Origin of the sequence: Streptomyces sp. NRRL WC-3742 (genome assembly GCF_000720635.1) — a bacterium.
Classification (GTDB): Bacteria; Actinomycetota; Actinomycetes; order Streptomycetales; family Streptomycetaceae; genus Kitasatospora.
The window spans coordinates 1-19,386 of sequence record NZ_JOCF01000032.1 but is presented as its reverse complement, the minus strand read 5'-3'; the positions used below and the strand labels follow the sequence as shown (position 1 = coordinate 19,386).

The following is a 19,386-nucleotide window of genomic DNA, read 5'->3' as shown; positions in this document are numbered from 1 at the left end:
TCCATGGTTCTCGCCTCCTCCCGGCCGGGGGCGCACCGACTGTGCGCCGCATCGCGACACGGCAAGGAGCACACCGGCCCACACGGAACCGGTCCACCCCAACTCGTCAGAGCTTTGGCACTCCACGGCGTGTCCGACTCGGCTGAGCCGGAAGCCACTTGGGATCAACCCTTAACTCGGGAAGATCTGTCCTGAACCTGGGCGTCTCTCGACGTCGTCGGGTCAGTGGCCTGTGTCCGTGAAGACGCCTCACCGAACGAGGTGCCTTTCTAAACCTCGAGAAGCATAGCCCTCTCGCGGACGGCCCGCGCCTCCTTTCGGCCCTTCCTCTACATCTTTGTAGAACCTTGACCAAACCTCCGATCTTCCGCACCCCCATGCCCCGCGCCTCGACATATACAGTTCACCGACATATAGTTCACCGACATATGCAGCTGAACAGCACACGAGGGGGAGGCATGTCCCACACCGATCCGACCGCACCCGTCCTGCGGCTGGCCGACGTCACCCGGGTCCACGGGAAGGGCGCGGCCGAGGTCCACGCCCTGCGCGGCGTCGAACTGTCCGTCCGCCCCGGCGAGTTCGTCGCCGTCATGGGCCCCTCCGGCTCCGGGAAGTCCACCCTGCTCACCCTCGCGGGCGGCCTGGACGCGCCCAGCGAGGGCGAGGTGCTCGTCGAGGGCGTCGCCCTCGGCGGCCTCAGCCGGCGCCGCCTCGCCGACCTGCGGCGCCGCTCCATCGGCTACGTCTTCCAGGACTACAACCTGATCCCGGCGCTCACCGCCGCGGAGAACATCTCCCTGCCGCGCGAACTCGACGGAGTCCCCGGCCGCAGGGCCCGCCGCGAGGCCCTCGCCGCGCTGGAGGAACTGGGCATCCTCGAACTCGCCGACCGCTTCCCCGACGACATGTCCGGCGGCCAGCAGCAGCGCGTGGCCATCGCCCGGGCGCTGATCGGCGAGCGGCGGCTCGTCCTCGCCGACGAGCCCACCGGGGCGCTGGACTCCGCCACCGGCGAGGCCGTCCTCGCCGTGCTGCGCGCCCGCTGCGACGCCGGGGCGGCCGCGATGATGGTCACCCACGAGGCCGCGCACGCCAGTTGGGCCGACCGCGTGGTGCACCTGCGGGACGGGGCGATCGCCTCGGAGAGCCGCGGGCACCGGGCCTCCGCGGGTGTCTCCCACGGCACGGGCATGACGGGCGCCACCGGCACCACGAGCGCCACGGGCATCGCGGGCTACGGGCCCGGCGAGGTGATCCGGTGAGGTTCGGAGCCTGGAAGGTCGCGCTGCGCCTCGCCCGCCGCGACGCACTGCGCGCCAAGGGCCGCAGCGCCCTGATCGTCGCCATGATCGCCCTGCCCGTCCTCGGCGTCACCGGCGCCGACGTCGTCCACCGCAGCGGCCAACTCACCCCCGCCGAACGGGTCGAGCGCGTCGTCGGCGGCGCGGACGCCTACGTCAACGCGCTCAACCCCGGCCAGATCGTCGAGCAGGCGCCCATCGCCGAGGACGGCTCCTTCGTCGTCCAGCCGCGCCCCGACGCCCAGCCCACCGCCGAGCAGCTCAAGGCCGCGGGCACCGACCCGGCCACCCTGGTCACCTCGCTGCTGCCGCCCGGCAGCACGCTCACCCCCGCCCGCTCCGCGCCCGAGACCGGCGCCACCTCCCCCGAGGGGCTGGTGCGCGCCGCGATCTCCGAGGCCGACCTCGGCGACCGGATCTGGCGGGGCCGGCTCGACCTCGTCGAGGGCCGCGCGCCCTCGACGGCGCACGAACTCGCCGCCAGCCGGGCCTTCCTGGAGCGCGGCGGCCTCAAGGTCGGCGGCACCACCACCGTCCAGGGCCTGGAGGGCGCCGCCTTCACCGTCACCGGCGTCGTCGAGCGCCCCGGCGAGCTCGGCCGGGCCGAACTCGTCGCCCGGCCCGGCGAGTTGCTCGACCTGCTGAGCGCCGCCCAGCAACCCGGGGCCGCCGCCGGCGCCGGGCCCGCCGACCGCGCCACCACCGGGCAGCGGGCCTGGCTGGTCAGGCTCCCGGCCGGGGCCTCGATCGACTGGGCCAAGGTCCAGGAGGCGAACAGGTACGGCTTCACCCTCACCGCGCGCTCCGTCGCGCTCGCCCCGCCGCCCGAGGGCGCCATCCCCTACTACCGGGACTCGCGCACCTACCGGGACCCGGCCACCGGCAACAGCACCCGGGTCATCGTGGCCACCGTCACCGGCATGGCCCTGCTCGAGGTCGCCCTGCTGGCCGGGCCCGCCTTCGCCGTCGGCGCCCGCCGCTCCCGCCGCCAGCTCGCCCTGCTCGGCGCGGCCGGAGGCCGGCGCGGCCACGTCGGCGCGGTGGTGCTCGGCGGCGCTCTCGTCCTCGGCGCCGTCGGCGCGCTGATCGGCGTGGCCGTGGGCACCGGTACGGTCGCCGTACTGCGGCCGTGGATCGAACGGGCCGGCGGCTCGCGCTTCGGGCACTTCGCCGTCCCGCCGCTGGACCTGCTGGCCATCGCCGGGATCGGCCTGCTCACCGCCCTGCTCGCCGCCGCCCTGCCCGCCCTCCAGGCCGCCCGGCGCAGCGTCACCGCGGGCCTCTCCGACCGGGACACCGTGCGCGCGCCCAGCCGCCGGATCGCCCTGCTCGGCCTGCTGATGATCCTGGCCGGCGGCGCCCTCGCGGTGTACGGCGCGGGCGCCCTGTCCCACGACCGCCCGGTGGTCGGCACCTACGACGCCCGCACCCTCACCGTGCTCGGCGGCTCCGTCCTCGCCGAACTCGGCCTGCTCGCCTGCACGCCCGTCCTCGTCGCCCTCTTCGGCCGGATCGCCGGCCGCCTGCCGCTCGGCCCCCGGCTCGCCCTGCGCGACGCCGCCCGGCACCGCTCGCGCACCGCTCCCGCCGTCGCCGCCGTGATGGCCGCCGTCGCCGGAGCCGTCGCCATCGGGGTGTACAGCACCAGCACCGACGCGGAGAACCGGCGCGACTACCGGCCGCAGGCCCCGTACGGCGCCGTCCAGTTGAGCACCCACCTCAGCGGGCCTCAGGCCCTCCAGGTGCGCGCCGAGGTGGAGAAGCAGCTCGGCGGGCTCGGGCCGCGCGGCGACCTCGGGCAGGTCGTCTACCGGTTCTGCCAGGGCTGCTCCAGCGTCGTCCAGCTCAAGGGCCCGACGGACTGGCACCGCCTCGCCGCCCCGCCGCACCTCGCCTCCGGCGACGTCACCGTGCTGCACAACCAGTTCGGCCTGCACGACCCGGCGGCCGAACAAGCCCTGGCGGCGGGCAAGTTGCTCGTCTTCGACCGGACGCTGGTCGGCGCGGACGGCAAGGCCGTGCTCCAGATGCGAGGCGGCGGCGCCCCCGTCCGGCCCGGGGAGGTCCCCAAGCCGGACCTCCAGGAGGTCGCCGTCGACGCCCTGGTCGTCGAGGCCCCGGACGCCGCCCGCTTCGCCCAGGGCCTGATGGCCCCCACCGCCCTGGCCGGGCTCGGCCTGTCCGCCGAACCCGTCGGCGCCGTCTGGCTGCCCGCCACCCCGCCCGACCGCAAGGCGCAGCAGCGCGCCGAGGCGTCCGCCGTACAGCTCGACCGCTTCGGACGGCTGGAGATCGAACGCGGCTTCCAGCCCAAGAGCGACGCGCTCACCCTGGCCCTCAGCGGCTTCGCCGGCCTGGTCGTACTCGGCGCGGCCTGCATCGCCACGGGCCTCGCCGCCGCCGACTCCCGGCAGGACCAGGCCACCCTCGCCGCGGTCGGCGCCCCGCCCCGCATCCGGCGCACCATGGCCGGTCTGCAGTGCACGCTGATCGCGATGCTCGGGGCGCTGCTCGGGGCGGCCAACGGGTTCGTCCCGGCGGTGGGGCTGCTCAAGTCCCGGGCCCGCGGGTTCGGCGCGCAGCCGGCGCTGATCACCGCGCCGTGGGGGGAACTGCTGCTGGTCGTGCTGGTGCTGCCGGTGGCGGCGGGCCTGCTCGCCGCGCTGTTCACCCGCTCCCGGGTGCCGCTGGGGCGGCGCCTGTCCTGAAGCCCCCGCTCCGCCCACCTCGGCCGGGCGCCCGTTCCCCTTCCAGGGGTCGGGCGCCCGGCCGGCGCCGTACCATGGGCAGGTTCAACGGACGAGACCGGTGAACCGGTTCAACGGATTCGGCGGGCGGAGCGATCGCCGGCGCTCGGCGAGGGAGACACGGTGGCACTGCGCGGGTTCGGCGAGCTCGAGGCCGAGATCATGGACCGGCTCTGGGCCTGGGGCCGGCCGGCCACCGTGCGCGAGGTCGTCGACGACCTCCAGCGGCAACGGCCGGTCGCGTACACCACCGTCACCACCGTCGCCGACATCCTCCACACCAAGGGCTGGCTGCGCCGCGACAAGGCCGGCCGCGCCTGGCTGTACGAGCCGACGTGCACCCGCGAGGCGTACACCGCCCAACTGATGCACCAGGCGCTCGAGACCACCTCCGACCGGGCCGGGGCCCTGCTGCGCTTCGTCGAGGGGATCAGCGGCGACGAGGTCAGCGCCCTGCGCGCCGCCCTCGAACAGGTCAAGTCCCGGGACGGGAAGTGACGCTCGCCCTGCTCGGCCTGTACCTGGCCGCCACCGGCGCGCTGCTGCCCCGCCGACTCGCCGGCTCCGCCCGGCTCCAGGCCCACCCGGTGCTCGGCGCCGCGCTCTGGCTGGCCCTGATGGCCTCCTTCACCGTGGCGCTGGTGCTCACCGTGCACCACGCCGTGGAGCCGTTCGCCCACGAGCCCGCGGGCCTCGCCGGGCTGCTCCCCCACCTCGAACCGGTCGGGCCGGTACTCCCCCACACCCACGACTGGTGGCAGCCGGCCGCCGTCCTCACCCTGCTCGCCGCCGCCGTGGCGACGGTCGGCGCCCGCGCGGGCCGCGTGCGGCGGCGGCACCGGGCGCTGCTCGACGCGGTCGCCGTACGGGACCGCCGCTGGGGCGCGCTGGTGCTGGAGCACGCGCACCCCACCGTCTACTGCCTGCCCGGGCGGCGCTCGCGCATCGTCCTGTCGCGCGGCGCGCTGCGGCTGCTCGACGACCGCGAGGTGGCCGCGGCCCTCGCCCACGAACACGGCCACCTGCGCGGCCGCCACCACCTGCTGCGGCTGCCCGCCGACACCTTCGCCCTGCTGCTCGGCCCGCTGCCGCTCGCCCGGCGGGGGCGGGAGGAGGTGGCGCTGCTGCTGGAGATGGCGGCGGACGACGCGGCGCTGGAACGCGTCTCGCGCGGCGAACTCGCCTCGGCGCTCTGCGCGTTGGCCACGGGTAGCACCCCGCCGGACGGCTCGCTCGGCGCGGCCGCCACCGGCGTGCTCGCCCGCATCCGCCGCCTCGCCCGCCCGGGCGGCGGCCGGCGGCGCCAACTCGCGGCCTGGCCGGTCGTGTTCGCCCTCCCGGTGCTCCCCTATCTGCTGGCCTGCGCCCCGCATCCGTAGACCTACGCCGGTGAGCCGCACCCACATGGGTGCGGCTCACCGGCCTGGGGTGCGCGGCCAGGGCCTGTCCGGCGGGTCTTGCCGGACGAGCGCGCGGCTCCCCCAGCCTTCGGCCGGGAGGTGCCCCCACTTCGCGCCCGGCTGGGCGTGCGCCCGAGTCGGCCTCGTACTGGACGTACTTGGGCTTTCGGCCGGTGCGGCGAGAGTGCGTGCCGGGCGTCGCGACGGGGCAAAGGTTGCCTGACGCGGCACTAGGTCTCGCAGGTCTTCGGATCAGGCCGGGCGGACGGCGCCCTTGTACGGCATGACGCTGATCGGCAGGACCTCGATGTTCTTGCCCGTGCGCGGGGCGTGGATCATCTTGCCGTCGCCGATGTAGATGCCGACGTGGTGGATGTCGTCGTAGAAGAACACCAGGTCGCCGGGCTGGAGGTCGGCGCGGTCCACGTGCGGGCCGTCGTTCCACTGGTCCTGGGAGATCCGGGAGAGCTTGACGTTGGCGGCGCGGTAGGCGGCACCGGTCAGGCCCGAGCAGTCGAAGCTGTCGGGGCCGGTCTTGGACCAGCCGTACGGCTTTCCGAGCTGGGCCTGCGCGAACGCGATGACGGTGGCGGCGCGGCCGCTCGCGGGCGGGGCCGGGACGTTGAGGTCCGGGCGCTGGGCGCCTCGGGAGGCGCGGTCGGCCTCGGTGGCCTGCTTGGCGGCGGCGGCCTGCTTCGCGGCCGACTCCTGGGCGTTGATCTTGGCCCGGTCCTCGGCGCTCAGCTTGTTCAGCATCGTCTGGGCCTGGGCGAGCTTGCCCTGGACCTGCTTCTTCTCCTCCAGCAACTGCTTGCCGACGGAGTCGAGTTCGGCGAGCGTGCGGGTGGCCTCGGCGCGGTCCTGGTCGAGCTTGCGCTGCTCGTTCTGGGCCTGCTTGAGCATGGCGGTCTGGGAGTCGGAGACCTGGTTCTGCACCGCGGCCTTCTCCAGGTACCCGGCCGGGTCGGAGTCGAGCATCAGCTGTACGGACGGGTCGATGCCGTTGGTGCGGTACTGGTCGGCGGCGACGGCGCCCAGGCGGGTGCGTACCTCGTTCATCGCCTCCTGCCCGCGCGCGACCTTCTCCTGGAGCTGGTTGGCGTCGCTCTGGAGCTTGGTCTGCTTCGCCTGGAAGCCGTTGTAGCGCTCGATGGACTGCTCGGCCTCCTCGTTGAGCTTGTCCACCTGCTCCTTGACGGAGGCGAGGTTCGGCGCCGGCTCGGCGTGGGCGGTGCCCGCGGCCAGTACGGCACCGCCGGCCACGGCCGTGGTCAGGACCGCCATGCGGGCCCGGCTCGGAGGGCTGGGCTTTCGACGCTTTCCCATGGGCGGTGGGCTCCTTACGGGGGACACTCAGGGGCATGCCGGAAGACGGCGACGGCGGGCGGGGACGCTGGGGGTTGCACCCCCATCCACCTTCTTCGAAGTAACTTAATAGATGAGTGCCGTGGTTCCGCAATCCCCGTGGTCCCGGCACCCGCCATCGCCGTGGTCCCGGCACCCGCCGTCCCCGTGGTCCCGCCGCCCGCAGGGACCGGTGGCACCCGACGTCACGCAGAGTGCTGCCGCGACCGCTTAAGCGAGGCTAAGGTCACACGGAATGCCACTCCTGCACCCACGCGAACGGGCGCTAACCTGCGCACATGAAGGTCCCGCCCGAAGGGCTCCCCCTCGCCGCCGAGTTCCCGGCCGCGCACCGTGAGCAGTGGCAGCAGCTCGTCCAGGGCGTGCTGCGCAAGTCCGGTGCCCAGCCCGAGGACGGCGCCGCCGCCGAGCAGACTCTCAGCACCACGCTCCAGGACGGCCTCACCGCCCTCCCCCTCTACACCGCCGAGAACACGGCCGCCCGGCCCGGCTACCCCGGCTTCCCGCCGTTCGTCCGCGGCAGCCGCCCCCAGGGCTCGGTCGTCGCCGGCTGGGACGTGCGCCAGCGCCACGCCGACCCGGACCGCGCCCGCACCAACGAGGCCGTCCTCGCCGACCTCGAGCACGGCGTCTCCTCCGTCTGGCTGGAGCTCGGCGGCGAGGGCCTGCCCGTCGACGCGCTGCCCGAGGCGCTCACCGGCGTGTACCTGGACCTCGCGGCCGTCGCCCTCGACGCCGGGCCCGAATCCACCGCCGCCGCCGAGCAGTTGTTCGCCCTGTACGAGGCCCGCGAGGTCTCCCCCGCCGACGCCTCCGGCAACCTCGGCGCCGACCCGCTCGGCCTCCAGGCCCGCACCGGCGAGGCCGCGCGCACCGACGCGCTGCTCGCCGAGGCCGCGGCCCTGGCCGCCCGCTGCACCGGCACCTACCCGGGCCTGCGCGCCCTCACCGTCGACGCGCTGCCCTACCACGAGGCCGGCGCCTCCCCCGCCCAGGAGCTGGGCTGCTCCCTGGCCACCGGCGTCGCCTACCTGCGGACGCTGACCGCCGCCGGGCTCTCCGTGGACGCCGCGCTCGGCCAGCTGGAGTTCCGCTACGCGGCCGACGCCGACCAGTTCCTCACCATCGCCAAGTTCCGCGCCGCGCGCCGCCTCTGGGCCCGCGTCGCCGAAGCCTCCGGCGCCTCCCCCGACGCCTCCGCCCAGCGCCAGCACGCCGTCACCTCCCGGGTGATGATGACCGCCCGCGACCCGTGGGTGAACATGCTGCGCACCACCGTCGCCTGCCTCGCCGCCGGGGTCGGCGGCGCCGACGCCGTCACCGTGCTGCCCTTCGACACCGCGCTGGGCCTGCCCGACGCCTTCGCCCGCCGGATCGCCCGCAACACCCAGGCGATCCTGCTCGAGGAGTCCCACATGGCCCGGGTGATCGACCCGGCCGGAGGCTCCTGGTACGTCGAGCAGCTGAGCGAGGAACTGGCGCACGCCGCCTGGGCCTGGTTCCAGGAGATCGAGCGCGCCGGAGGCCAACAGGCCGCCCTGGCGGGCGGGTCGGTCGCCGAACGGATCGAGGCCACCTGGGCCGAGCGCACCGTACGGCTGGCGAAGCGGCGCGAACCCGTCACCGGCGTCAGCGAGTTCCCGCACCTGGACGAGCAGCCGCTCGTCCGCCGGCCCGCCCCCTCCGGCCTGGTCGGCGGGCTGCCGCGGGTGCGCCGCGCCGAGGCGTACGAGGCCCTGCGCGACCGCTCCGACGCCGTCCTCGCCGCCACCGGCGCCCGCCCCGCGCTCTTCCTCGCCTCCATCGGCACCGCCTCCGCGCACACCGCGCGCACCACCTTCGCCGCCAACCTCTTCCAGGCGGGCGGCCTGGCGACCACCTCCTTCGAGTCGGCCGACCCGGCCGCCTTCGCCGCCGCGTTCAAGGCGTCCGGCGCCACCGTCGCCTGCCTCTGCTCCAGCGACGCCCTGTACGGCGAGCACGCCTCGTCCGTGGCCCAGGCACTGCGGGAGGCCGGCGCCGAGCGGGTGCTGCTCGCCGGACGGCTCGCCGAAGTACCGCCCGGCGTCGACGAGTTCATCCACGCGGGCGGTGACGCGATCGCCGTCCTGACCTCCCTGCTGGACCAGATCACCGGCGCGGGCAGCGCCGACGAGAACGAGGGTGCGCGATGATCCCCGACTTCACCGGCATCGAGCTGGGCCCCTCCTCCGCGGAGGCCCCCGGCGCTGCCTCGGACGCCCAGTGGCAGAGCGCCTGGCACCGGGCCACCGGCAAGGACGTCGACGAGCTCGTCTGGGACACCCCCGAGGGCATCGGCGTCAAGCCGCTCTACACCTCCGCCGACCTCGCCGGCCTCGACTTCCTCGAGACCTACCCCGGCATCGCCCCGTACCTGCGCGGGCCGTACCCGACCATGTACGTCAACCAGCCCTGGACGGTGCGCCAGTACGCCGGCTTCTCCACCGCCGAGGAGTCCAACGCCTTCTACCGCCGCAACCTCGCGGCCGGCCAGAAGGGCCTGTCCGTCGCCTTCGACCTGCCGACCCACCGCGGCTACGACAGCGACCACCCGCGCGTCACCGGCGACGTCGGCATGGCGGGCGTCGCCATCGACTCCATCTACGACATGCGCCAGCTCTTCGACGGCATCCCGCTGGACAAGATGTCGGTGTCGATGACCATGAACGGCGCCGTGCTGCCCGTCCTGGCGCTGTACATCGTCGCCGCCGAGGAGCAGGGGGTGCCGCCCGAGAAGCTGGCGGGGACCATCCAGAACGACATCCTCAAGGAGTTCATGGTCCGCAACACCTACATCTACCCGCCGCAGCCGTCGATGCGGATCATCTCGGACATCTTCGCGTACACCTCGCAGAAGATGCCCCGGTACAACTCGATCTCCATCTCCGGCTACCACATCCAGGAGGCCGGGGCCACGGCCGACCTGGAACTCGCCTACACCCTCGCCGACGGGGTCGAGTACCTGCGCGCGGGCCTGGACGTGGGCCTCGACGTGGACGCCTTCGCGCCGCGGCTGTCGTTCTTCTGGGCGATCGGCATGAACTTCTTCATGGAGGTCGCCAAGCTGCGCGCCGCCCGCCTGCTGTGGGCGAAGCTCGTCAAGCAGTTCGACCCGAAGAACCCCAAGTCCCTCTCCCTGCGCACCCATTCGCAGACCTCCGGCTGGTCGCTCACCGCGCAGGACGTGTTCAACAACGTCACCCGCACCTGCGTCGAGGCCATGGCCGCCACCCAGGGACACACCCAGTCGCTGCACACCAACGCCCTCGACGAGGCGCTGGCCCTGCCCACCGACTTCTCCGCGCGCATCGCCCGCAACACCCAGCTGCTCCTCCAGCAGGAGTCCGGCACCTGCCGCGTCATCGACCCCTGGGGCGGCTCCGCCTACGTCGAGAAGCTGACCAACGACCTGGCCCGCCGCGCCTGGGAGCACATCCAGGAGGTCGAGGCCGCCGGCGGCATGGCCAAGGCCATCGACGCGGGCATCCCCAAGATGCGCGTCGAGGAGGCCGCCGCCCGCACCCAGGCGCGCATCGACTCCGGCCGCCAGCCGGTCATCGGCGTCAACAAGTACCGGGTGGAGAACGACGAGCAGATCGACGTCCTCAAGGTCGACAACTCCTCGGTGCGCGCCCGCCAGATCGAGAAGCTGCGCCGTCTGCGCGAGGAGCGCGACGAGGCGGCGACCCAGGACGCCCTGCGCGCCCTGACGGCGGCCGCCGAGGCGGGCCCCCAGCGCGGCGGCTCCCTGGACGGCAACCTGCTGCACCTGGCCGTCAACGCGGCCCGCGCCAAGGCCACCGTCGGCGAGATCTCCGACGCCCTCGAGAAGGTGTACGGGCGCCACAGCGGCCAGATCCGTACCATCTCGGGTGTGTACCGAGACGAAGCCGGACCCTCCGCCTCCCTCCAGCGCACCCGCGACCTGGTCGAGCGCTTCGAGCAGGCCGAGGGCCGCCGCCCGCGCATCCTCGTCGCCAAGATGGGCCAGGACGGCCACGACCGCGGCCAGAAGGTGATCGCCACCGCCTTCGCCGACCTCGGCTTCACCGTCGACGTCGGCCCGCTGTTCCAGACCCCCGCCGAGGTCGCCCGCCAGGCCGTCGAGGCGGACGTCCACATCGTCGGCGTGTCCTCGCTGGCCGCCGGACACCTCACCCTGGTGCCCGCGCTGCGCGCCGAACTCGCCGCGGCGGGCCGCGAGGACATCACCATCGTCGTCGGCGGCGTCATCCCGCCGCAGGACTTCGAGGCCCTGTACGAGGCCGGCGCGGCCGCCGTCTTCCCGCCCGGCACCGTCATCCCGGAGGCCGCGTACGACCTGCTCGTCTCCCTGGCGGCCGACCTCGGCCACGAACTGTGAGCCGCTGACCGCATGCCTCCACGGACGATCGACCTCGACAGCTACGTGACGGGCGTCCTCGACGGCTCGCGCGCCTGGATCGCGCGGGCCGTCACCCTCGTCGAGTCCTCCCGGCCCGACCACCGCGCCCTCGCCCAGCAGCTGCTCCAGCGCCTGCTGCCGCACGCGGGCGGCGCGGTGCGCGTCGGCATCACCGGGGTGCCCGGAGTCGGCAAGTCGACCTTCATCGACAGCTTCGGGACGATGCTGACGGGCCTCGGCCACCGGGTCGCGGTGCTCGCCGTCGACCCGACCTCCACCCGGACGGGCGGCTCCATCCTCGGCGACAAGACCCGGATGGAGCGCCTCGCCGTCGACCCCGCCGCCTTCGTACGGCCCTCCCCCACCTCGGGGACGCTGGGCGGGGTCGCCAAGGCCACCCGGGAGTCGATGGTGGTCATGGAGGCCGCCGGGTACGACGTGGTGCTGATCGAGACCGTCGGCGTCGGGCAGTCCGAGACCACCGTCGCGGGCATGGTGGACACCTTCCTGCTCCTCAGCCTGGCCCGCACCGGCGACCAGCTGCAGGGCATCAAGAAGGGCGTCCTGGAGCTCGCCGACGTCATCGCCGTCAACAAGGCGGACGGCCCGCACGAGCGCGACGCCCGCGCGGCCGCCCGCGAACTCGCGGGCGCACTACGCCTGTTGCAGGCCCCGGACGCGATCTGGACCCCGCCCGTCCTGACCTGCAGCGGACTCGACGGCGCCGGGCTCGACGTGCTGTGGGAGCGGCTGCAGCAGCACCGCAAGGTACTGGACGCCACCGGCGCGCTGGCCGCGAAGCGGCGGGACCAGCAGGTGGAGTGGACCTGGTCGATGGTCCACGACCAGCTCTTCGCCCGCCTCCACGAACACCCCGAAGTACGGCGAATGGCACCCGAGTTGGAGTCACAGGTACGAGCGGGGACGCTGCCGGCGGGGCTGGCGGCGCAGCAGATCCTGGACGCGTTCTTCGGCACCGCCTGAGACCGGTACCCGAAGCGGCACCCTTCCGTAGCTCAGAGCGTTCCGAACTCGCCGAGCCGGACGGCGGTGACGAACGACTTCCACGCGTCGGCCGCGAACACGAGCGCCGGGCCTTGCGGATCCCTGGAGTCCCGAACGGGAGCCAGGCCAGGGAAGTTGGGCGCCACCTCGACGCAGGACCCGCCGTTGTTGCTGTAACTGGACTTGAACCACGCGGCGCCGGACAGGTCCACACGGGGGGGTCATGATGTCGCTGACGGACGACGCCTCGTTGATCGTCAGCGAGGGCGGTGGGGCGTCATGCCTCTCCCGCACGGGAAGATCGTCCGTGCCGACCTCTCGATCGCCGAGCCCTCGACCGCACGTTGAAGCCCGAGCGGACGGGGTGGCCCCCACCTCATCGCCTGGTCCCGACAGCCTCCGGAGAAGCAGCCTTGACCACCACCGCGAACACCTTCCCGACGTACGAGGACGTGAAGGCCGCCAAGGACCGCGTCCACGGCGTCACCCGGCCCGTGCCGGTCCTCGAGATCGACCGCGACAGTTTCGGCACCGCCCGCGTCTTCCTCGCCCTGGACTTCATGCAGTCCTCCGGCTCGTTCAAGGACCGGGGCGCGGCGAACTTCATCGGGGCGCACCTGGCGGCCGGGAGCATGCCCGGGGCCGGGGTGGTGATCGCCTCGGGTGGCAACGCCGGGCTGGCCTGCGCGTGGGCCGCGCAGCGTCACGGCATCCGCGCCACCGTCTTCCTGCCGACCACCGCCCCGGCGGTGAAGGTCGCCAAGCTGCGCACGCTCGGCGCGGACGTGCGCCAGGTCGGCGCCGAGTACGCCGAAGCCGCCGCCGCTGCGGCCGAGTTCGCCTCCGCCACTGGCGCCCTGGCCTCGCACGCGTACGACAACCCGTACATCGCCGCCGGCGCCGGGACCCTGCTCGGTGAGATCCACGACCAGGTCCCCGGCCTGGACACCGTCGTCGTCGCCGTGGGCGGCGGCGGCCTGTTCGCGGGAACGGCCATGACCGCCCACGCCCTGGGCGTGCGCGTCGTCGCCGTCGAACCGGCGAACTGCCGGGCGCTCAACGCCGCCGTCGAGGCCGGGAAGGTCGTCGACGTCCCGGTGGATTCCGTTGCGGCGGACTCCCTCGGAGCCCGCCGCGCCAGCGAAACCGCCCTGCACTGGGCGCAGCGCGCCCAGGCCCGTTCCGTCCTCGTCACCGAGGACGCGATCCGCGCCGCCCGGCAACTCCTCTGGGACCACCGCCACCTGGCCGTCGAACACGCCGCCGCCACGGCACTTGCCGCACTGACCTCCGGCGCCTACAAGCCCGAGGACGGCGAACGCATCGCCGTCGTCCTCTGCGGAGCCAACACCGACCCGTCCGACCTCGTCACCACCTGACACCCCGCCTCTGCGACACGGGCCGGAGCCTGGAAGGCTTCGACCACGACATCGGAGCGCCGACCGGGCAGCGGATGGGCACCGACCGCTGTGACAGGCCCGACGGGAGAGTGTCAGACCCGATAGGTGAATCGGCCGAGGTAGTGCAGGGAGCTACCGCGCGGCTCGGTGACCACATTGCACATCGGCTCCAGCTCCGCCGTTCCGGTCTCGCCCAGGAACGCGGGCGAGCCTTCTACCCCCCGCTTCGGGGGCTGCTGGGCGAATCGCGGGGTTCGCCGGTTTGCGAAAACCATTTGACCATCACACTGGTGGGAATGTTCGAGGATCGTCTTCAACGAAGATCACCGAACAACGGGGAGAGCAGAGATGAGCGACCTGACCGGCAAGGTAGCCCTGGTCACCGGCGGCAGCCGCGGTATCGGCGCGGCTGTCGCGAAGCGGCTGGCCGCCGCGGGGGCGGCCGTGGCGCTGACGTACGTCCAGGCGGAGGAGCAGGCGCGCGCGATCGCCAAGGAGATCGAGGCGGACGGCGGCAGGGCCCTGGTCATCCGGGCCGATCTGACGGAGGGGACAGCCGCCAGGGACGTGGTGGAGCGGACGGTCCGAGAGCTGGGCCGGATCGACATCCTGGTGAACAACGCCAGCTTCCTCGCGTACGGGCCGATCGAGGAGGTGTCGGCCGAGGACCTCGACCGGGTCCTGGCCGTGGATGTGAAGTCGGTGTTCCTGGCGGCCCAGGCCGCCGCGCCGCACCTCACCGAGGGCGGCCGGATCATCAGTATCGGCTCGTGCTTCAACGGCCGCGTCCCGGGCTCGAACTTCGTCCTCCAGGCGACGGCGAAGACCGCGCTGATCGGCCTGACCAAGGCCCTGGCACGGGAGTTGGGCCCGCGCGGGATCAACGTCACCACCGTCGACCCGGGTCCGATCGACACGGACATGAACCCGGCGGACGGCGACAGCGGGGACTTCCAGCGGGGCCTGACCGCCCTCGGGCGGTTCGGCGCGGCGGAGGACATCGCCGCCGCAGTGGAGTTCCTGGCCGGCCCCGGCGGTCGGTACGTGACGGGGACCAGCCTGGCCGTGGACGGCGGCTACACCGCCTGATCACCCCTCAGCAGCAGGCGCCCCGACGGTCTGACCGACCGCCGGGGCGCCTTCCTCGGTGACTCCGCTCGCGCCGAACCCGCCGAGCCGGACGGCGGTGACGAACGACTTCCGGGCATCGGCGGAGAACACCCTGCTCGTGTCAGTACGCGGCGCTGCCGACGTGGAGCGATCCGTCCGGCAGGCCCACGCTGTAGACGGCGAAGTCGCCCCCGATGCTGTCGATCTGTGTGGCGCTGGCGGCCCATGACGTCGCGTTGGGTGCGAGCGTCCGGTCCCAGATGCCGTAGCCGGGGACGATCGCCTCCAGGTGCATGGTGCCGTCCGACGTGATGCTCGCGGCGAGGCGGGTGATGGACGGATTGCGGTCCACGTCAGTCGTGGGCAGCGGCCAGTTTGCCCCGGCCCAGGCCCGAACCGAGACCGCGGAGATCCCGTAACCCGCCCTCAGGACCTGGACGTTCAGGCCGCCGTCCGCCCCAGGTGTCGCACTCACATCGGTGATGCACGGGTCGCTGGTGTCGTTTATGGCGCAGTCCACGACGAGCTGCGTCCGGTTCGACCAGCTACCCGACGAGGTACGGGTGCGGTCCCAGACTCCCCACCCGGGGAGCAGCGTCTGGACGTGCAAGGTCCCGTCGGGCAACGCGGCGGCGCTGATCCGCGAGGTCCGGCCATCGGCGTCGATCTGGCTCGAGCTGGACCACGTGCCGGCGGCGCTGCGGGTGCGGTCCCAGACTCCCGCTCCAGGGATCAGCGTCTGGACGTGCAAGGTCCCGTCGGGCAGCGCAACGGCGCTGATCGCGGTGATCGCGGGGTTGGCGTCGATCTGGGTCGACGTCGACCACGTTCCGTCGAGGTTGCGGGTGCGGTCCCAGACTCCCGCTCCGGGGAGCAGCGTCTGGACGTGCAAGGTCCCGTCGGGCAGCGCAGCGGCGCTGATCTGCGAGATCCGGGCGTTGGCGTCGATCACCGCCGGAGTCCGCAAGCCGCCGGACAGGGCGCCGTCGGAGACCGTGCCGTGCGTCGCGTCGCCGACGGAGTTGTAGGTCGGGTTCCACACGCGTGCGCGGTAGAACCGGGCACCGGTCACCTTGTGCGAGGTGTGCGTGTAGCCGCTGACGGAGCCGTCCAGGTTCTTGACCGGGCTGTAGAAGTCGATGGTGTCGGTGCACCACGTGTTGGTGCTGCAGCCGCCCGCCGTTTCCGGCGTCTTGGAGCTATCCGGCTGTGTCATCACCAGCTGACCTGACGGCTGCGCGCTGATGGCCTTGACATCGTTGGCCGTGACGAGCGGGGTGAAGCTGCCTTTCCACTTGTCGTACGACCATGTCTTCGTCCCCGTGCTCAGCAGAAGCACGTTCGCGTTGTTCGGATCCGCAGTCAAGTCGTGGGGAGCGGTGTCCTTCAACGTGTCCCGCAAGTTGATCTGCTTGTCCAGGGTCAGGTGCGGCTGCGCGGCGCTCCCGGTGATGGTGAAGGAGTCCAGAACAGGCGCGCCGCTGCCGTTGTAGCCGATTGCCCAGAGCCGGTCGTAGGTCGGATCCCAGAGCGCGCCGTGCGCCTCGTTCAGGGGGTACTCCGCGTAGGTGGCGTTATTCGCCCCCTGGGAGGACGCGTAGACCCTGAGGAACCCTCCGGCCCCCGTCCCAGTACGCCCCCCATTCGTCGTCGTAGTGAGTTTCTCGCTGGACGCCACCACGATGTTGCCGTTCGGCAGCAGCTCCGCACCGTGCAGGTTGTCCCCGCTCAGGTTGGCCGACCACACCTTCTTCCCCTCGGGGTAAGGGGTGACGATCGCCGCCAACCCGCCGCTGGCCGTGACGACCATCCGCTGGCCGGCCGAGGTGTTCCGCAGCTTGAAGTCGGTCACGAGCCCGAACGCCGATATCTCGTCCGAGGTGAAGCCCTCGGTCGTTTTCGGTTGCCACGTCCACCGGACCGCCCAGGTCGCCGGATCATAGGCGATCAGCGAGTTGCTGCCCTGGTCCCCCGCGACTATCCCGTAGTCGATGCCCGCCGCTTGCGCCGGCTCGGCTGCCCCGCCCCCCAGGGCCAGCGTCGACGCCATGAGCGCCGCCACGACCAAGAGCGACCGGACAAAGCGCACCTTTCTCATCAAACCCCTCAAGTATCTTCACATGAACGCCAATTGATCACGCGGTTCGCGATCGTATCGTCTGCGATCTTCGGCGCTCGTCATGCCGGCGCCGCGGACCTGCCCGGCACCGGGAGACCGACCGCCGCGAAGCCGGGCTTCCGGCAAGAAGGAATCCTCAAGGGAGATGGCCGCACCGAAAGTTGACGGTTCGCATCGCTACTGCAGGGAGAGCGCATGGGCGGCCAACGGGCCGGCGTCGACACATCACGCCGGCCATGGCCGCCCATGCGTGCCTCAGCGCGGCGGGGCGGAACAGCTCAAAAAGGGGGGCCAGATCGCCCAGGCAGTGGCCTGGCGATCAGTTGAGTCGTTGATATGACTCTGGGGCGTAGGAGTGATCTGACGGATGCGCAGTGGGAGCGCCTGGCGCCGCTTCTCCCAGTGAGCAGGCGTTGCGGCAGGTCCCGGGACCATCGCCAGGTCGCGAACGGGGTGCTGCACCGGATCCGGACGGGCGTGCCGTGGCGTGACCTGCCGGAGCGATACGGCCCGTGGAAGACGGTGCACACCTCCGCCAGCCGGTCGATCAGGTCCGCCCGGATCCGAGCGGCTTTGACCATCCAGGCATCGGCCGCGAACACGAGCGCCGGGCCCTGCGGATCCCCGGCTCACCCAAGGACGCCGGGGCGTCACGCCTCTCCCGCACGGGAAGGTCGTCCACGCCGACCTCTCGATAGCTCAGACGGTGCCGAACTCGCCGAGTCGGACGGCGGTGACGAACGACTTCCAGGCATCGGCCGCGAACACGAGCGCCGGACCCTCCGGGTCCTTGGAATCCCGAACGGGAGCCAGGCCGGGGAAGTTGGCGGCCACCTCGACGCATGTTCCCCCGTTGTTGCTGTAACTGGACTTGAACCACGCGGCGCCGGACAGGTCTGCACGGGGGGTCATGATGTTCCTCTCACGCCTTACGAACTGCGGATCATCTCCAGTGAAGCGCCCTTTGACGGCGCCTCCACCTGGAGCTGATGGTAGTCCCTCTCCCAGGCCCGAGCGAGAGCCTTCTCCCGCGCGAGGAACCCGCGCAACTGGCACTCCGAGTACGCCAGGAGCGTGCGGTCCGGCATGGTCAGCAACGTGACGACCATCGTGAACGGCAGCTCCTCCGCAAGGGAGAACGGGGCGACCTGAATCGTGACGTTCGGGCGGACCGCAAGCTCTTCAAGGTGCTTCAACTGCCGCGCCATCACCTCCGGCCCGCCGACCCGCCGCCGCAGCGCTCCTTCGTCCAGCACGAAGTGGAGGTGGGGAGCTGGGTGCCGGTCGATGAGACGCTGACGAGTGACGAGGAAGTCCAGGCGGTCGTCCAACTGCTTCTCGGTGATACTGCCCCGCCGAACGGCGGCGGAGGCGAACGCCCGCGCGTAGTCCGGCGTCTGGAGCAGGCCGGGCACCACGGCCGGCTCGAAGTGGCGGACCTCGATGGCCCTGGCCTCGTGGAGGGCGTACTCCGGGAACCCCTCCAGCAGGGATGCGCGGGAGTAGATCCGCCACAACTCCACGAAGGTGCCGCCGGTTTCGAACACCTCGTCGGCTTTCACTGCAAATTTAAGAGTGATGGGCTTCTTCGCGCCCTCGATGTACGAGACCAACCCGTGCGAATAGCCCATCCGCTTGCCGAGCTCGACCTGGGACCATCCTCTGGCCTTCCGCAACCGGCGGAGCTCCCTCCCGAAGCGGATCGCCAGAGATGACGTCTCGTCATATTCGTTCGACTCCACGGCCTGACCCCTCTGTGACGCACCAGAACAGTGAAGGTTGAGACCTGGCGATCGTAGAGGAGGTCGGGCCACCATGGCTACAGCAGGTGAGGTGCCGACTGCGCCGAGCAACCTACGGAGTCCCCCATGCCCTCAGAACAGACACGCCCCATGCGCTTCGGCCAAGAAGCCCGCCTGAGGCCCGATTTCACGGAATCGCCGCGCACGTTCCCGACGTTCGGGCCGCACCGAGCCCGCGCCACTGCCCGGACGGGAGCGGAGGCGAAGGCCCGTCCGCCCGCCGAGCCGGCGACGGTGTGCCTGCCGTATCAGCCCCAATCGGTAAGGGCCGCACGGCACTTCGTGACCGCGAAGCTGTTGGAATGGAGGCTCGACGAGTTGGTGGACGACGCCACCTTGATCGTCAGCGAGTTGGTCACCAACGCCGCGAAGACCGGGTGCCAGACCCGCATGATCGTCGCCGTACGCCGGCCTTCGGCCCGGATCCTCCGCATCCTCGTCGGTGACGGTTCCCGCTCGATGCCCGTGATGATCCAGGCCGGACGCGACGCCACGTCGGGCCGGGGCCTCGCCATGGTGCACCGGCTCACCCGAGGACGCTGGGGCGTCACGCCTCTCCCGCACGGGAAGATCGTCCACGCCGACCTCTCGATCACCGATTCCTCAAGCGCGCGTTGAAGCCCACCCAACCGGCGAACTCCGACCAACGACGCCCTTCGGGAGCAGTGGTGGTGCGGCGCCCGGCCGGTGTGGGGCGGGCGCCGCGCGGCGCGGCCCGGGGGTGGGCAC

The 19,386-nt window shown here is 72.4% G+C and carries 15 protein-coding genes, 1 pseudogene and 1 riboswitch; of the genes and pseudogenes, 11 read left to right on the top strand and 5 right to left on the bottom strand.

Annotated elements, in window-relative coordinates:
* Window positions 1-90: 90 nt before the first annotated feature.
* A riboswitch (M-box (ykoK) riboswitch) is annotated at window positions 91-268 on the bottom strand.
* A 190-nt stretch (window positions 269-458) separates the two neighbouring features.
* From IH61_RS0118965 to IH61_RS0118950, 4 genes are all read left to right on the top strand, one after another.
* Window positions 459-1,265, top strand: coding sequence for an ABC transporter ATP-binding protein (locus tag IH61_RS0118965; protein ID WP_031071263.1), 807 nt, complete (start codon window positions 459-461; stop codon window positions 1,263-1,265).
* Entirely contained in the window at window positions 1,262-4,012 is a 2,751-nt protein-coding gene (locus IH61_RS0118960; RefSeq protein WP_031071258.1) for an ABC transporter permease, read from the top strand. Before IH61_RS0118965 ends, IH61_RS0118960 begins: the two co-directional genes overlap by 4 nt.
* Window positions 4,013-4,180: 168 nt before the next feature.
* Window positions 4,181-4,549, top strand: coding sequence for a BlaI/MecI/CopY family transcriptional regulator (locus IH61_RS0118955; RefSeq protein WP_031071256.1), 369 nt, complete (start codon window positions 4,181-4,183; stop codon window positions 4,547-4,549).
* Window positions 4,546-5,430: a M56 family metallopeptidase gene (locus IH61_RS0118950; RefSeq protein ID WP_031071254.1), complete on the top strand. Its 885-nt coding sequence runs from the start codon at window positions 4,546-4,548 to the stop codon at window positions 5,428-5,430. The genes IH61_RS0118955 and IH61_RS0118950 overlap by 4 nt, the downstream gene beginning before the upstream one ends.
* Before the next feature lie 273 nt (window positions 5,431-5,703).
* On the opposite strand, the gene IH61_RS0118945 is transcribed toward IH61_RS0118950, so the two are convergent.
* Window positions 5,704-6,777, bottom strand: a complete 1,074-nt coding sequence (locus tag IH61_RS0118945) for a C40 family peptidase (protein WP_031071252.1) — start codon at window positions 6,775-6,777, stop codon at window positions 5,704-5,706.
* A 317-nt stretch (window positions 6,778-7,094) separates the two neighbouring features.
* Between IH61_RS0118945 and IH61_RS0118940 the strand changes: the two genes are divergently transcribed.
* The 3 genes from IH61_RS0118940 to meaB are packed head-to-tail and all read left to right on the top strand — an operon-like array spanning window position 7,095 to window position 12,205.
* Window positions 7,095-8,990: a methylmalonyl-CoA mutase family protein gene (locus tag IH61_RS0118940; RefSeq protein WP_051837417.1), complete on the top strand. Its 1,896-nt coding sequence runs from the start codon at window positions 7,095-7,097 to the stop codon at window positions 8,988-8,990.
* Window positions 8,987-11,200, top strand: coding sequence for a methylmalonyl-CoA mutase (scpA, locus tag IH61_RS0118935; RefSeq protein ID WP_031071248.1), 2,214 nt, complete (start codon window positions 8,987-8,989; stop codon window positions 11,198-11,200). The genes IH61_RS0118940 and scpA overlap by 4 nt, the downstream gene beginning before the upstream one ends.
* Window positions 11,201-11,212: 12 nt before the next feature.
* Window positions 11,213-12,205: a methylmalonyl Co-A mutase-associated GTPase MeaB gene (gene meaB, locus IH61_RS0118930; RefSeq protein ID WP_031071246.1), complete on the top strand. Its 993-nt coding sequence runs from the start codon at window positions 11,213-11,215 to the stop codon at window positions 12,203-12,205.
* Between the two features lie 32 nt (window positions 12,206-12,237).
* On the opposite strand, the gene IH61_RS0118925 is transcribed toward meaB, so the two are convergent.
* Entirely contained in the window at window positions 12,238-12,438 is a 201-nt protein-coding gene (locus IH61_RS0118925; protein WP_031071243.1) for a DUF397 domain-containing protein, read from the bottom strand.
* A 201-nt stretch (window positions 12,439-12,639) separates the two neighbouring features.
* Here IH61_RS0118925 and IH61_RS0118920 point away from each other — a divergent pair, with 201 nt between their 5' ends.
* Together IH61_RS0118920 and IH61_RS0118915 are read left to right on the top strand one after the other, a co-directional pair.
* Entirely contained in the window at window positions 12,640-13,605 is a 966-nt protein-coding gene (locus tag IH61_RS0118920; protein ID WP_031071241.1) for a serine/threonine dehydratase, read from the top strand.
* Between the two features lie 369 nt (window positions 13,606-13,974).
* The gene (locus IH61_RS0118915) at window positions 13,975-14,715 is read left to right on the top strand and encodes an SDR family NAD(P)-dependent oxidoreductase (RefSeq protein WP_031071239.1); all 741 of its coding nucleotides are present in this window, start codon (window positions 13,975-13,977) and stop codon (window positions 14,713-14,715) included.
* Between the two features lie 142 nt (window positions 14,716-14,857).
* Here the strand turns inward: IH61_RS0118915 and IH61_RS0118905 are convergent, their stop codons facing one another.
* Window positions 14,858-16,834, bottom strand: coding sequence for a DUF6528 family protein (locus IH61_RS0118905; RefSeq protein ID WP_031071236.1), 1,977 nt, complete (start codon window positions 16,832-16,834; stop codon window positions 14,858-14,860).
* 357 nt (window positions 16,835-17,191) lie between these two features.
* Between IH61_RS0118905 and IH61_RS44660 the strand changes: the two are divergent.
* Window positions 17,192-17,378 (top strand): annotated as a pseudogene (locus IH61_RS44660) (transposase); the annotation flags it as partial.
* Window positions 17,379-17,554: 176 nt separating this feature from the next.
* Here the strand turns inward: IH61_RS44660 and IH61_RS0118900 are convergent.
* Window positions 17,555-17,767 (bottom strand): DUF397 domain-containing protein, encoded by a 213-nt coding sequence (locus tag IH61_RS0118900; RefSeq protein WP_031071233.1) that lies wholly within the window; start codon window positions 17,765-17,767, stop codon window positions 17,555-17,557.
* 17 nt (window positions 17,768-17,784) lie between these two features.
* Window positions 17,785-18,597 (bottom strand): helix-turn-helix domain-containing protein, encoded by an 813-nt coding sequence (locus IH61_RS0118895; RefSeq protein WP_051837414.1) that lies wholly within the window; start codon window positions 18,595-18,597, stop codon window positions 17,785-17,787.
* Window positions 18,598-18,747: 150 nt separating this feature from the next.
* Between IH61_RS0118895 and IH61_RS0118890 the strand changes: the two genes are divergently transcribed.
* Window positions 18,748-19,275, top strand: a complete 528-nt coding sequence (locus IH61_RS0118890) for an ATP-binding protein (protein ID WP_051837412.1) — start codon at window positions 18,748-18,750, stop codon at window positions 19,273-19,275.
* The last annotated feature ends 111 nt before the right edge of the window (window positions 19,276-19,386 follow it).